Source organism: Methylobacterium sp. 092160098-2 (assembly GCF_028920805.1).
Classification (GTDB): domain Bacteria; phylum Pseudomonadota; class Alphaproteobacteria; order Rhizobiales; family Beijerinckiaceae; genus Methylobacterium; species Methylobacterium fujisawaense.
The window spans coordinates 215202-229456 of sequence record NZ_JAQPZJ010000001.1 but is presented as its reverse complement, the minus strand read 5'-3'; the positions used below and the strand labels follow the sequence as shown (position 1 = coordinate 229456).

Sequence of the window (14255 nt, the reverse complement as noted above, 5' to 3'; positions counted from 1 at the left end):
TCATGCGGCGAAGCTCGCGAGGCCGCCGACGGGCGTGCCGAGCACCGCGTCGTCGCGCATCACGAGGTGGCCGCGCACGAGCGTGGCGACGGGCCAGCCGGTGACCTCGGTGCCGGCGAAGGGCGTCCAGCCGCAGGGCGAGACGATCCAGGATTCCTCGATCCTGCGGCGCGCCTTCAGGTCCACGAGGGTGAAGTCGGCGTCGTAGCCGGCGGCGATCCGGCCCTTGCCGCGGAGCCCGTAGACGCGGGCCGGGCCGGCCGCCATCAGGTCGACCAAGCGCGCCAGCGACAGGCGCCCGGCCGCGACGTGGTCGAGCATGATCGGCACCAGGGTCTGGACCCCGGTGAGGCCGGCCGGGCAGTCCGGCCAGGGCCGCTCCTTGGCGGCCCGCGCATGGGGCGCGTGATCGCTGCCGATCGTGTCGACGGTCCCGTCGCGCACGGCCGCCCAGGCGGCTGCCCGGTGGCGTTCGTCGCGGATCGGCGGGTTCATGACGCCGAAGCCACCGAGGGTGTCGTAGCAGTCCGGGGCCACCTGCGTGAGGTGATTGACCAGCACCTCCACGGTGGCAACGTCGCGGAAATCGCGCAGGTAGGCGAGTTCCTCGGCGGTGGAGACGTGCAGGATATGGGTCGCCCGGCCGGTCTTCCGCGCCAGCGCCATGAGGCGGCGCGTGCCCAGGAAGGCGCATTCCGGGTCGCGCCATTCCATGTGGGTCCGGTACGGCTGGCCCCGGCTGAACAGCGGCTTGCGGGCCTGGAGCCGGTCCTCGTCCTCGCTGTGGAAGGCCATGCGCCGGTGGCCGGCGCGCATGGCGCGTTCGAGATGCGCGTCGTCCTCGATCATCAGCGCCGCCGTGGAGCTGCCGGCGAAGACCTTGACGGCGCAGACGCCCGGCGCGCGCTCCAGCGCGGCGAGCGCGTCGATATTGGCCTTCGTGCCGGCCACGTAGAGGCCGATGTCGCACCAGCTCCGGCCCGCAACGTAGTCGCGCTTCCACGCGAGGCGCTCGGTATCGGCGATCGGCGGGACGGTGTTGGGCATGTCGAACAGGGTGGCGATCCCGCCCAGCACCGCGGCCCGCGTGCCGGTCTCGATCGTCTCCACCGCCGGGTCGCCGGGGTCGCGCAGGTGGACGTGGCTGTCGATCAGGCCGGGCAGGACGTGCAGGCCCGCCGCGTCGATCACCGCCTCCGCGGTCGCGCCGGCCGGGGTCGCGAGGGCCGCGATGCGCCCGTCGCGGATGCCGAGATCGATCGCCTCGGTGCCCCAGGGCGTCACGCAGGTGCCGCCGCGGATCAGCAGGTCGTAGTGCATCGCCGGTGTCTCCCTACAGGTCCGCCCGGAGCAGGACCGCCCCGAGGGCCGCCGCCACCGCCTGCTGGCAGGGCTCGACGACCGGACACCCGACCGCCCGCTCGACGGCGGCCCGGTGCGGGGCCATGCCGGCGCAGCCGAGCACGATGACGTCGGCTCCGTCGCGCGCGACCAGGGTCCGGGCCGCCGCGATCAGGCGGTCGCGGATCGCCGCCCCCGCCGTCTCGTCGGCCCGGGCCTCCACCGGCCGGCTGCCGGCATAGCGTTCGCCGAGGCCCATCTGGCGGACCATCCGGCGCTGGCGCCGCACGCTGCCCTCCGAGAGAGCGACGATGCCGAAGCGCTCGCCGAGGGTGAGCGACCGGAGGAGGCCCCACTCGGCGATCCCCATCACGGGCCTGCCGCGGGCGACCTCGCGGGCCGTATGCAGGCCGGGGTCGCTGAAGCAGGCGATGACGAAGGCGTCCGCCGGATCCTCCGCGATGCGCCGGGCCAGCGGCATCACCACGGAATCCGCATCCTGCTGGGTCGCGATGCCCGCCGGCCCCTCGGGCAGATCCGTCACCGCGATGACGGGGCCGCCGGCCAGGCGCAGCGGCGTCAGCGCCGCGTCGATGGCGGCCGTCACCGCCCGGGAGGCGTTCGGGTTGATGACCAGGATGCGCGCGGGTCCGGTGGTGCCGCGATGATGCATGCCGCCTCCTGCGGAACCGACGCGCGGGCCTGCCGCTGACGACAGTGGCCCGCGCGATGCGAAACTCGGGCCGCGCTGCGCCGCGATGCCGGCCCGATCGGGCACCGATCTTGCCCGCCTCGTCGGCGCCAGAGAGAGGGTATCGATGTACGACGATGCTGCGGACAAGAGCGCCGGCGCCACCCTGGTGACGGGGGCACGGTGGGTCGTCGCCTGGGATCCCGACAGCGGCGGCCACGTCTACCGCACCGGCGCGGACGTGGTGTTCGAGGACGGCGTCCTGATCCATGTCGGTCCGGATTACGCAGGCCCCCCGCCGGCCCGGACCATCGACGCCTCCGGCTGCCTGGTCATGCCCGGCCTCGTGGACATCCACACCCACCTGTTCTCGGAGCCGATGAACAAGGGCATGTGGGACGAGGTCGGCAGCCAGCGGCTCTACAACACCTCGCTCTACGAGTACCTGCCGATCCTGCGGCCCGACGCGGAGGGCACCAGCGCCGCCTACGGGGTGGCGCTCGCCGAGTTGGCGCTCTCGGGCGTCACCACCGTTTGCAACCTCGCTTTGCCGAGCGACGGCTGGCTCGATCGCCTCGGCGCGTCGGGCCTGCGGGTCTGCATCGCCCCGATGTTCCGGTCGGGGCGATGGCTCACCCGGAACGGCCACAGCGTCGAGTACGAATGGGACGCGGCGGCGGGCCAGCGCGGCCTGGAGCATGCGCTCGCCGAGATCGAGGCGGCGCAGCGCCACCCGAGCGGACGCCTCTCCGGCATGCTCTGCCCGGCCCAGGTCGACACCTGTACGGCGGAGCTGATGCGCGACGCCCATGCCGAGGCGGTCCGGCGCGACCTGCGGTTCCACACCCATGCGGCGCAGTCCCTGTCGGAATTCCACGAGATCACCCGCCGCACCGGGATGACGCCGATCGAGTGGCTCGACGATCTCGGCGTGCTCACCGAGCGCACGATCGTGGGCCACGGGATCTTCCTCGACGACCATCCCTGGACCCACTGGCACAGCCCGGGCTCGGACATGCGCCGCCTGGCCGAGCGCGGCGCCACGGTCGCCCATTGCCCGACGGTCTTCGCCCGCCGCGGCATCGCGCTCCACCATTTCGGCCGCTACCGCCAGGCCGGGGTGAACATGGGCATCGGCACCGATGTCTACCCGCACAACATGCTCGACGAGATGCGCCTCGTCGCGTACCTCGCCCGGGTCGTCGCCGAGAATCCCCGCGACACCCGTGCGGCGGACGTGTTCCACGCCGCCACTGTGGGCGGCGCCAGGGCGCTCGGGCGCGACGACATCGGCCGGCTCGCGCCGGGCTGCAAGGCCGACTTCGTCCTCGTCGACTGCACGCATCCGGCCATGCGGCCGTGCCGCGATCCCGTGCAGTCGCTGATCTACTCGGCCGGCGACCGCGCGGTCCGGCAAGTCTTCGTCGGCGGCCGCGAGATCGTGCGCGACGGCCGCGCCCTGACGGTCGACTACGCGGCGGCCGCGGCGGCGCTGGAGGAGGCGCAGGGCCGCGCGCTGGCGCAGATCCGGCAGCTCGACTGGGCCGGGCGCGGCCCCGACGCCATCGCGCCGCCGACCTTCCCGGGGCTGTGAGGCCCCGGCGCCGTGATCTTCAGGCGGGCCGGACGTTCCAGAAGGTCGGAAACCCGTCGAGGATCCCGGTGAGGCGGGAGCGGTATGCGGTCGGCTGCAGGTACTGCCCGAGGGGGTAGTAGGGCACGTCCTCCATCGCCTGGAGCTGGATGTCCCGGCACAGGGCGGCGCGGGCCGCCTCGTCCGGAGCCGTGAACCACGCGTCCCGCAGGGTCTCGATCCGCGGAGTCGTGGCCCAGCCGGCATAGCCGGTCTCGCCAGTGCCGCGCAGGGCGATGTAGCCGGCGGGGTTGAGCCAATCCATGCCGGACCAGTTGGTGACGAAGGCGCTCCAGCCGCCCTCGGAGACCGGCCCCTTGCGGTTGCGCCGCTGCAGCATCGCGTTGAACTCGACCGCGTAGACCTCGACATTCATGCCGACGCGCTGGAGCAGGTCGGCCGCGACCTGGCCGAGCGCCAGAAGCGGGGCCGAGTTCGACGGCACCATCAGCAGCACGGTCTCGCCGGCGTAGCCGGCCGCTTTCAGGTCGGCCCGCACCTTGGCCGGATCCCGCGGTGTGGTGAGCGGCCCGAGCCCGTCCGTCGAGGCCATCGGCGTGTCCGGGCAGAAGAAGCCGAGGGGCACGTGGAACAGGCTAGGATCGTCGGCGCCCACCACGCCCTGCATGCAGGACGTCTGGTCGATCGCCCCCCAGAGCGCCCGCCGGATCGCCGGGTTGTTGAAGGGTGGCTGCAGGTGATTGACCCGCAGCATCGTCACGAAGCCGGTCGAGTCGAGGACGCGGGTGGTCACGCCCTTGGCGGCCTTCAGCAGACCGAGCTGGTCGTGCGAGGCGTATTCCTGCCAATCCGCCTCGCCGGCGACCAGCGCCGAGGTGGCCGTGGATGTGTCGCCGATGACGCGCCACTCGACCCGGTCGTAGTGGACGATTTTCGGACCGGAGGTCCAGGTGGGTGTGCCGTCCGTGCGGGGCACGTAGCCCTCGAAGCGGGTGTAAACCGTGCGGTCGCCGGGCACGCGCTCGTCCGCCTTGAAGCGGAACGGCCCCGAGCCGATGAGTTCCGGCACCTGCTGGAACGGGTCGGTGACGGCGAGGCGCTCCGGCATCATCGCGCAGACCGGCACCGAGGCCTTGCCCAGCGCGATCGGCAGGAGCGGGAAGGGGCGCTTGAGGCGGAACCGGATCGTCCGGTCGTCGGGCGCCGACAGCTCGTCGGTCGCCTCCATCAGGGAGCCGCCGAACGGGTCGCGCTTGGCCCAGCGCCGCAGGGAGGCGACGCAGTCGCGGGCCAGCACGGGGGTCCCGTCGTGGAAGCGCAGGCCCTCGCGCAAGGTCAGGTCCCAGCGGCGCCCGTCCTCCTCGATCCGGTGGCCCTCGACCATCTGCGGCGTGGCGCGGAAGGCGCCGTCCATGCCGTAGAGCGTGTCGAAGACCATGTAGCCGTGGTTGCGGGTGATGTACGCGAAGGTCGTCACCGGATCGAGCGTGACGAGATCCTGCTGCGGGATGAAGCGCAGGGTTGTTGTGGCCTCCGCGCGGACCCGGGATGGTGCCGCGACTGCGCTCGCCACGACGGCTCCGGCTCCCTGCAACAGCGTACGCCGCTTCATCGGACAAGTCCCACTCTGCGCGGGCGGTGATTGGACGACCGCTCGCGGTGGTTCGGTACGATCACCGAACCTGGCAACCCGCAGGCTTGCAGGAACGAGGCCGCGGTCCGTCGGGTTCGGACCCGTCGCGGGGGCCACTCTGCCGGCAGGCTGGCACTGTGGAGGAGTGCGGCCTCCCGCCTTTCGGCTGCTCAAGCTCGGATGGCAGAAGCGGCTCGACCACCGCCCAGAGGTCGTCGGATACGAGCGCGTCCGTACCTGCATAACCTGCTCAGTGCGGATTTGTCCGGCGTTCTCAGGCCTCCGCGCCTGTCCGATCGCGCCCGCTCATGAGGCATTGTCGAGGCTAGCTCGATAACCGAGTTGCGCGCGAAGCAGTCAATCGAGGGTCAAGCTCGGGCGGCTGCTTGGCGCCCATCCCGGTCATTCAGACGGCTTTGACAACGCCCCGTAAGCGGACGCTACCGGCTGCGATCGGCCATTCGCATAAGGGTTGGTTACGGAACATGATCCGGTGAGGCCGCGAGCGGCTGCTGGTGGCACAGAGCGGATGCTCGGCTGGGTAAAATCATCACGTCCGTAAAACGACCGTTGCCGCGTAGGAGAGGGGACCCTGCGGCCCCCTCTCCTTCTTTCATGATCGCCCGGTCATTTCCGGGAGGGTCAGGATACGTGCCGTTCTGCCTGATGCAGCGGGGTGCGGCTCGGGTCGACAGTCAGGGTCGTGCGCGTCTCTGTCTGGCCGGCTGACTGACCAGTGTCACCGCCCGGGGCCGGGCTGAAGCTGGCGATTGCGGAGGTGAGCTGGATCGCCTGCAGCGTAGTGCCGTGATGAGACGGATCCGCCACCGGCGAAGCGACCGTGCTCGATCCGTGTTCGGGTGAGGCCAGCTTCCGATCCGCAGCCTGATCGTGCTGCAGACTGGTCGTGGCGTATTTCTCGACCGACTCTTCGCCACCTCCGCCTACATCTCCGCCACCCGGATCTCCGCCCTCACCGGGGTCGCCTTCACCCGGGGCAATTGGGTCCGGCGCAGGCTGGGTCGGCGTCGGGTCCGGCGCAGGCTGGGTCGGCGTCGGGTCCGGTGCGGGTTGGGTTGGCGTCGGGTCCGGCGCAGGCTGGGTGGGGGCCGGCTCAGGTTGCGGTTCCGTAGGCGGTGCCCAGGGGGTTTCAGGTGGATTTGGCGCAGGCGCCGGGTTCGGCTGCGGATCGGGCGCAGGCGCCGGGTTCGGCTGCGGATCGGGTGCAGGCGCCGGGTTCGGCTGCGGATCGGGTGCAGGCGCCGGGTTCGGCTGCGGATCGGGCGCAGGCGCCGGGTTCGGCTGCGGATCGGGTGCAGGCGCCGGGTTCGGCTGCGGATCGGGTGCAGGCGCCGGGTTCGGCTGCGGATCGGGCGCAGGCGCCGGGCTCGGCTGCGGACTGGGACTACTGTCTAAAGCTTGGTTGATGGTATTTCCCTCACCATCAACTGTACCCTGCCAACTGGAGGGTAGATTTATAGTCGAATTCTTGGCATGGATTATGCCAGTTTTTACGCCCGATGAAACCGTTATGTTGAACTTTTCGTTCTCGTTAGCTGTAACTGCTGCATTGTCGCCATTCAGAACTATATTTCCTCCGCCAGATACAGTTGCTGATGTGTTGGCATCTAGACTGACCACGTCGCTGCCGCTATCACCGGTCACAACATGGTTTTTTCCCGAGAGATTTAAGCTCGTTCCGGAATCTCCTTGAAGCGTGATTTGATCTTCATCTCCTGTAATTGAAGCGCTGGTTCCGCTGCCAATGATAATATCATGACCACTTGCGGAAGTATTCTGAGTATACCCGCTCGATCCCGCAACAAAGTCGTGAATTTTTCCATTACTGTCGGTCCATTCAATTTGAGGGGCCTTGCCATCTTCCGGATAGGTCCCAGAAACCGACACAATGCCAGCGCTATTTGCGACGACTGTAAAATTTTGATCAGCAGATTGTGAGAGATTATTTAAAGCATCGACGGTAATTTTGGTCGCATCTGCTGTCGGACCGGCCGCGTTGTTAAATATGTCTTTAGCAGAACTGAGAACTTTCCCCAGCGCGTCGAGGGTTGATGAACCTGCCGCGGAAATAGCGCTAATAGTTTTATCGACAGTATCAACCACTTGTTCTGGATGATTCAGGGCAATACCCGCAACATCTGTCGTTGCCCCTAACGCCCCAAATGCCGCACCCACGGCAGGTGCGCCGACAAAGGTGCTTACACCACCTCCTATGACTGCAATGTCGCCTATAAACCCAACGATATCGGCCGCATAAGTAGTAATTCCGGCGCTGGATTTGACGTCATTGTAAAATTTAGCGAGCTGAACATCAGCTGCGAACAATCCTGCCGAGATAGCTGCGCCTGGATTGACGCTTGATAGCAGGCCCGCCCCGGCAGATGCGAGTTGCGCGCTGGTGTTCAATTTTTCTAGGCTATCGCCACCAAAACCTGCAATTGAGTCGACACTAGCAGAAATAGATGTACCTCTGCCAAGAATTTCAATCACATCTCCTACTGCAACCATATCTTTCTCCGTCGATATTTAACTGGTTTCTGTCGTAAATATGGTCAATTTTTCGCTAGGTTTGTCCTCCATCAATATTTTCTAATGTATACTACAAGGTATGATATTGCGATGAGCAATGTAGTTAAAAACAAAATGAAAACAGTCTTTCTTTTAATTATCCAATTGCCAAATTTAGAAACAAAATTCGGCTTTCTGATAGATAGTACTACTAAGCACGCAATAAATGGTATCGAGCTCACCATAGCAATTGATGCGAATAGCTTAACAAGATAATCTGTATCTCCAGAAGCTCCAGAAAATAGGAACATCCCGGCGAGCGCCAGTGGCAAAGCCGATAGAGATGCAATCACCAACGCATTTTTCATCTAGATAAGCTTCTGTGTATTGTGATATTTATACATGGTGCTCCGTGAAAGATAATGGTCCGTCTCTAGCGAATGGACTTGAATTCTGTTCTATGACGTATGGATCAACGTTCATGTCCTGCCTCCAACCCAAGCTTCATGATCGGATCGAGCAGGAAGGCGATCACCCGGCGCTTGCCGGTCACGACGTCGGCCTGCGCCGCCATGCCCGGCCGAAGCGCCACGCCGCGCCACTCCGCGGCCATCCTCGCCCGATCCAAGCCCACCGTGATCCGGTAGCCGCCCTCCTCAGCCGGTCCCCGCGCCTCGGCCGCGGCACGGGGCGGCGCCGACGGTCCAGTTCCGCCGACCGCGTGCCGGCTCACCAAGCGCACCGTGCCCGGAACCGTACCGAACCGCGTGAACGGGAATGCCTCCAGCTTCACCTCCGCCGCCTGACCCTCTCGCACAAACCCCGCCTCCCGGTGCGGCAGCACCGCCACCAGCTCCAGCGCAGCGTCATCCGGCACCACCGTCAGCAGGGGCTCGGCCGCGCTCACCACACCGCCCAGCGTGTGCACGCCGAGATCCTGCACCGTCCCGGAGACCGGTGCCCTCAGGTGCCGCAAGCCCTCCCGCTCGCGCTCCTTGCGCAGCACCTGATCGGCCTGCGCCAGTCGCTGCAGCGCCTTTACCCGCCGCTCGGCCGCATCCTTCAGGAACTGCGCCCGCGTCTGCTCCAGTCGCTGCTCCAGGCCGGCGATCTCCGCCCGCAGCTGCCGGTCCTGCTCGGGCAGGCTGCGCGCCTCCGCGCGCTTGTCGATCAACTCGTACTGCGCCTGCAGCAGGTTCAGCTTCGACGTGTTGCCCCGCTCGAACAGCCCGCGTTGCGTCTCGTACCGGTCCGTGGCCAGCGGCATCAGCTCTGTGTTGCGGCTCGCCTCCACCGCCTTGGCGGCCAGGGCCGCACGCTTCTCGGCGATCTCGCTGCGCAGGCCCGCCAGGGCCGCCCGGTGCTCGGCGAGCTGCAGCCGCACCTGTACCTGGGTGGCCGCCAGCAGCCCGGCCTCGACCTCCGGCAGGGCGGCGATCTCCGGATCGGCCGCCTCACTCAGGAGCAGGCGCGCGGCCTCGGCGTCGAGGAGCGCCTGCATCCGCTCGGTGCGCGTCGCCTCCAGGTCGGCCGAGGCCTCGGTCGGGTCGAGGTCGATCAGCACCTGGCCGGCCGTGACGTGGTCGCCCTCGACCGCGTAGATGCCCCGCACCACGCTGGTCTCCAGCGGCTGTACCCGCTTGACCTCGCCCACCGGCGCCAGCCGGCCCGGCGCGGTCGCGACGATCTCAATCTCGCTCAACGACGCCCAGGTCACCGCGCCTGCCACCAGCGCCATCGCGGTCCAGGCCGTGGCGCGTAGCGTCGGCGAGGGCGGCGTCTCCAGAAGCTCCACGTGCGCCGGCAGGAACGCCCGCGCCAGGGCGCCGCTCGGCCGCCGGTCAGGCTTGAGCGCGATGACCCGGCCCATGGTCAGCCCCCCGCCACCGCCACCAGCCCGGCGTAGAGCCCGCCGGGACGGCGCGCGAGTTCCTCGTGCCGGCCCTCCTCGGCCAGAAGCCCACGGTCCATCACCAGGATCCGGTCGGCGCCGCGCACGGTCGAGAGCCGGTGGGCGACGATCAGCACCGTACGTCCCTGGCAGATCGCCCGCATGTTGGCCTGGATCGCCCGCTCGGACTCGTAGTCCAGCGCGCTCGTCGCCTCGTCGAGGATCAGGATGCGCGGGTCGGTGGCCAGCGCCCGGGCGATGGCGATGCGCTGGCGCTGCCCGCCCGACAGGTTGGCACCGCGCTCCTCCAGCACCGTGTCGTAGCCCTGTGGCAGCTCCAGGATGAAGTCGTGCGCGCCGGCGAGCCGCGCCACCGCGATCACCCGCTCCATCGGCAGCGACGGGTCGGCCAGCGCGATGTTCTCGCGCACCGTGCGGGCGAACAGCACGTTCTCCTGCAGCACCACCCCGACCTGCCGGCGCAGCCAGGCCGGGTCCATCAGCGCGAGGTCGGTGCCGTCAACCAGGACCTTGCCGCGCTCGGGCACGTGCAGGCGCTGGATCAGGCGGGTCAGGGTCGACTTGCCCGAGCCGGAGCGCCCGACCACGCCGACCACCTCGCCGGGCCGGATCGCGATGTCGACGCCGCGCAGGATCTCCGGGCCGTCCGGGCGGTAGCGGAAGTGGACGCCCTCAAAGCGGATCGCGCCCTGCAGCGGCGGCAGGTCGAGCCGGGTGCTGGCCTGGGCCAGCTCGGTCGGCGTGTCGAGGATGTCGCCGAGCCGCGCCACCGAGAGGCGGAACTGCTGGAAGTCCTGCCAGAGCTGGGCGAGGCGCAGCACCGGCTGGTTGACCTGCGAGGCGAGCATGTTGAACGCCACCAGCGCGCCGATGGTGAGTTCGCCCTGCATCACGGCGCGCGCGCCGAACCACAGCACGACCGCGGTGGTGAGCTTGGCCACGAGTTGGATCGCCTGGCTGCCGGCGGCCGCCAGCGAAACGACCCGGAACGAGGCGGCGATATAGGCGGCCAAGCCCTCGTCGAAGCGGCGGCGGGCCTGCGGCTCGATCGCGAGCGCCTTCAGGGTCTCGATCCCGGCGAGGCTCTCGACCAGGAACGATTGCTGGGCGGCGCCGCAGCGGAACTTCTCATCGACGCGGGCGCGGATGAGCGGGGAGAGGGTGAGGCTCAGGGCGACGTAGACCGGCAGACCCAGCGCGACGATCAGGGTGAGCAGGGGGCTGTAGGCCAGCATCACCGACAGGAACACGACCGAGAACACGAGGTCGACGGTTAGCGTCATGGCCGAGCTGGTGAGGAACTGGCGGATGTTCTCCAACTCGCGCATCCGGGCGACCGTCTGGCCTGTGGGGCGGGCGCCGAAATAGCCGATCGGCAGGGCGAGCAGGTGGCGGAACACGCGCGCGCCGAGCACGGCGTCGAGGCGGCTGGTCGTGTGGACGAACAGGTAGGTGCGCAGGTAGCCGAGCAGCGCCTCGAACACAGTGACACTGATCAGGCCGAGCACGAGCACGTCGAGGGTGGTCAGGCCCTTGTGGACCAGGACCTTGTCGACGACGACCTGGAAGAACAGGGGGGCGACGAGGCCGAGGATCTGGAGGACGAAGGAGGCGGCGAGCACCTCGCCGAACAGCGCCTTGAAGCGGGCGGCGGCCGGCAGGAACCAGGCGAGGCCGAAGCGGCGGCCCTCGCCGGCCGGTCCGGCCTCGCGCGGTGAGAGCAGGATGAGCTGGCCGGTCCATTCCCGGGCGAGGGCGTTCGCATCCCAGACAGTGGGCGGCTCGCCGGGGCGCTGGATCAGGGTGCGTCCGGGCTCGTGGCGGGCGATGATGAAGAACAGCCCGGTGCGGTCGAGCCCGATCGCTGGCAGGGGCAGGCGTGCGAGCCCTCCGGCGCCGGAACGCACGAGCTTGGCGCGGAAGTGGTTGCGGTGGGCGGCGAGGACGAGTTCGTCGGGGCCGAGCGGCTGGCCGGGGCGTCCGTTGTCGTGGACGATGCGGGCGACGTCGACGGCGCGCTGATGCAGGGCCGCAAGGATCGCCAGGGCGGCGGCGCCCGTATCAGTGTAACTCGGAGATTGTCTCTTCGAGATTGGAGATAAGTCGGCCAATTGACGCACTTCGCCAGTCATCGGCATGAGGGTTTCGCCTCATCCAAGCAAGTAGCGCTCGTATTGCTTGCGAATAGCTAGGGCGTGCCTCACAAGGCGTCAAGCATCTTTTCTTATGTTTGCAATTTAATCACGTATTTTGGATGATTTACATTCACGATGCGCCATAGTTTCAACATTTCTGAATTGGGTGATTGTTTAAAGATTAGCGGCGCACACGCTTGCTAAAGACAGTGGGAGAAGTCTGAAATTCAGGCTCACAAACGCGTCGTATTTGTGAGATGGGAAACACCAGCTGAGTGGCCTTGCTAAGCGGCGCGCTACCATTCGCATAACGTCGGCTTACGGAACATGACACGGAAGTTGCCGGGCGCTTGCGAGCGATGCCAGATCCCCTGGAGCTGCATATGACCTCCTGACAGCAGGTACCAGATTGCTAAATCGAGTTCAGGCCGGGGCAGAAACTACATCATTATTATATTCCTAGTCAGAAGAAAATTGCTCAACCGGTGATGAAAATCAGTATTAGAATTCCGGTTAGTTGTTCCTCACTGCTGATCAGTGTGCCTGATCCATGATGACCAAATCTCATCGACAGCAGTAAAGCTGACACGCGTCGGGCGAAGCTGAGATTGTTCGTCGCTTGCCGGTCTGTAGATATGATTAACAAGCGGAGTAATTACTACTGGCGGGTGCTGGAACTGATCAGCAGTGATGTCGATCACAAAGCCATCGGCCTCGACCCACGCATGGCTGACCCAGCCTTTACCAGTGAGTAGGCCGAAGTGTCGGTTATTATGAGGTTGACCGCTTCGTAGCGCCGCCTGAATGCCCCGCTGTTCTAGCGCCCTCGTGAGGAGCAAGCTGGATCGCACGCAGGTCCACTGTGCTAACGTACGTGGAGCAGGCGGCCCCCATGTCTCGTGCCAGCGTGGCCAGTGGGATAGCAAGAACGTTCTTGCAGAGGTCGCGATAGTGAGCAACATCTTTGCCTTCTTAGCCACGCTCCAGTATCTGGAAGGATAAATCGTGAGTTACAAGAAATTCATAAGAATTATTGCCTCAATGTGCTTTGCTGTTCTCAGCAGCCTTGCAGTCTTTGGGCCAGGAACCGCATGGTCGCGTGATTATCACCCCACCACATGGCATTTCGATCTCAAGCACCTCGGCGAGACGCTGTCCCTCAACTGGTCGCCTCCCGCCGGCCTAACCGTCCTCCAGCCCTTCGCCATGCCGACATCGAAGGTGACGGCGCGCGTGGCCTTCGAGGTCCCCGATGAAGCCGACTGCCCCGAACGCCTCTTCGGATTTCATGCAGGCCGCGTCGGCGTGGATCTTTCTACCCCTCATGTCGGGTTCACGAGCTATTTCAGTCAGGCCCGCGCTCCGAACAACGTCCACCTCCTGACTCTCCAGGCCCCGCGCTGCCGCCTCGCGTTGCGCGTCAGCAAGGCCATACGAGATGGTGATGGCGCTTGGCATCGGGTGGCGGTCTGGTCTCATGCCGATGTCTGGTCTCAGAACGGAGGGCCCGGACCGTTCCCCTCACAGCCTGAGATCGATGTCGTTGACCCAAAAGCGCGAGAGGCTGCACACCAGCGCTTCACGGTCGAGCGCCATGCTTGGGAGAAGCGCTTTAACGAGTGGAGCGAACTGCGCCTGAAAGCTGTAATGGACAAGATGCGCCAGCGCGATCCGGCTCGCGCAACCGCGGTTGACGAGAGGCGGTGGCCCCACGAGTTCTTGGACGCCGGCTACGTGGACGAGTTCTGGTTCGCCGACACGGTCGAGCCTTGCTTTGAGGCGAGCGGCTACATGGAAGTCGGGCCGTCTGGCCTGCAATTGACCTACCGTCCTCCGTTCCAGCGGGTGGACCCTTTAGCATCCGCCCCCAACTCCGAGCCTCTCGTGCCGTACGGTGCATCCATCACCTACAACGACACGGACACCGCGGCCACGCTCACTCTCTACAGCCCAACCTGTCGTCTTGAGATAAGTATCACTGAAGAGCTTCGAACTACGAGTGGATGGGTATCGGCGCCTGTGAAGCACCCCTCCTGACGGTGATTTTCTGACCGCTGCAGGCGTCACAGCAGCCGACTGTTTGTGTCGGTAAAACGATCGATTTCCCGACGAGTCGTCCCAACTTTCAGAAGCCATACCAAACCGGCTCATTTTTTGTCGGGAAAATATGTCGGACTTTCAAACGCCGGTAAAACGCTCGGTCAGACGGGCATGTCTGCTTCGAGCCACGGTCTGCCAGAAACCGGACAGGCAGCTTTCGGCCATTTCCAGGCCGCTGGAATGTGCCTCTGGATGACCGGGGTGGGTGGATTTTTGCCGTTCCGCTTACGAGTGGCCCAGGCATCGAAGGAGACATTGCCGTTCGGCCCACGCATACCCCATTGTAAACCCCTCTTGCCGTCCTCCAATTCCGGACGTAA

Annotated in this window: 8 protein-coding genes; 2 read left to right on the top strand and 6 right to left on the bottom strand. The window is 66.2% G+C overall.

The features are described 5' to 3' along the window. Both PQI07_RS01070 and PQI07_RS01065 read right to left on the bottom strand, forming a co-directional pair. Nucleotides 1–1320, bottom strand: coding sequence for a dihydroorotase (locus tag PQI07_RS01070; RefSeq protein WP_274925874.1), 1320 nt, complete (start codon nt 1318–1320; stop codon nt 1–3). A gap of 13 nt (nt 1321–1333) precedes the next feature. Further along, nucleotides 1334–2014 carry an aspartate/glutamate racemase family protein gene (locus PQI07_RS01065; protein WP_274925873.1) on the bottom strand — a complete coding sequence of 227 codons (681 nt, stop codon included), beginning with the start codon at nt 2012–2014 and terminating at the stop codon, nt 1334–1336. A 145-nt stretch (nt 2015–2159) separates the two neighbouring features. On the opposite strand from PQI07_RS01065, the gene PQI07_RS01060 reads away from it, so the two are divergent. After that, nucleotides 2160–3626 carry an amidohydrolase family protein gene (locus PQI07_RS01060; RefSeq protein WP_274925872.1) on the top strand — a complete coding sequence of 489 codons (1467 nt, stop codon included), beginning with the start codon at nt 2160–2162 and terminating at the stop codon, nt 3624–3626. 19 nt (nt 3627–3645) lie between these two features. Here the strand turns inward: PQI07_RS01060 and PQI07_RS01055 are convergent, their stop codons facing one another. From PQI07_RS01055 to PQI07_RS01040, 4 genes are all read right to left on the bottom strand, one after another. Beyond that, a complete protein-coding gene (locus PQI07_RS01055; RefSeq protein ID WP_075381705.1) occupies nt 3646–5238 on the bottom strand; it encodes an ABC transporter substrate-binding protein in 1593 nt (530 codons plus the stop codon). A 663-nt stretch (nt 5239–5901) separates the two neighbouring features. Further along, nucleotides 5902–7788, bottom strand: a complete 1887-nt coding sequence (locus PQI07_RS01050; RefSeq protein ID WP_274925871.1) for a procyclic acidic repetitive family protein — start codon at nt 7786–7788, stop codon at nt 5902–5904. A gap of 472 nt (nt 7789–8260) precedes the next feature. Continuing rightward, nucleotides 8261–9658, bottom strand: coding sequence for an HlyD family type I secretion periplasmic adaptor subunit (locus PQI07_RS01045; RefSeq protein ID WP_274925870.1), 1398 nt, complete (start codon nt 9656–9658; stop codon nt 8261–8263). Nucleotides 9659–9660: 2 nt separating this feature from the next. Continuing rightward, nucleotides 9661–11838, bottom strand: coding sequence for a type I secretion system permease/ATPase (locus PQI07_RS01040; protein ID WP_274925869.1), 2178 nt, complete (start codon nt 11836–11838; stop codon nt 9661–9663). Between the two features lie 1002 nt (nt 11839–12840). On the opposite strand from PQI07_RS01040, the gene PQI07_RS01035 reads away from it, so the two are divergent. Next, nucleotides 12841–13872, top strand: coding sequence for a hypothetical protein (locus PQI07_RS01035; protein ID WP_274925868.1), 1032 nt, complete (start codon nt 12841–12843; stop codon nt 13870–13872). The last annotated feature ends 383 nt before the right edge of the window (nt 13873–14255 follow it).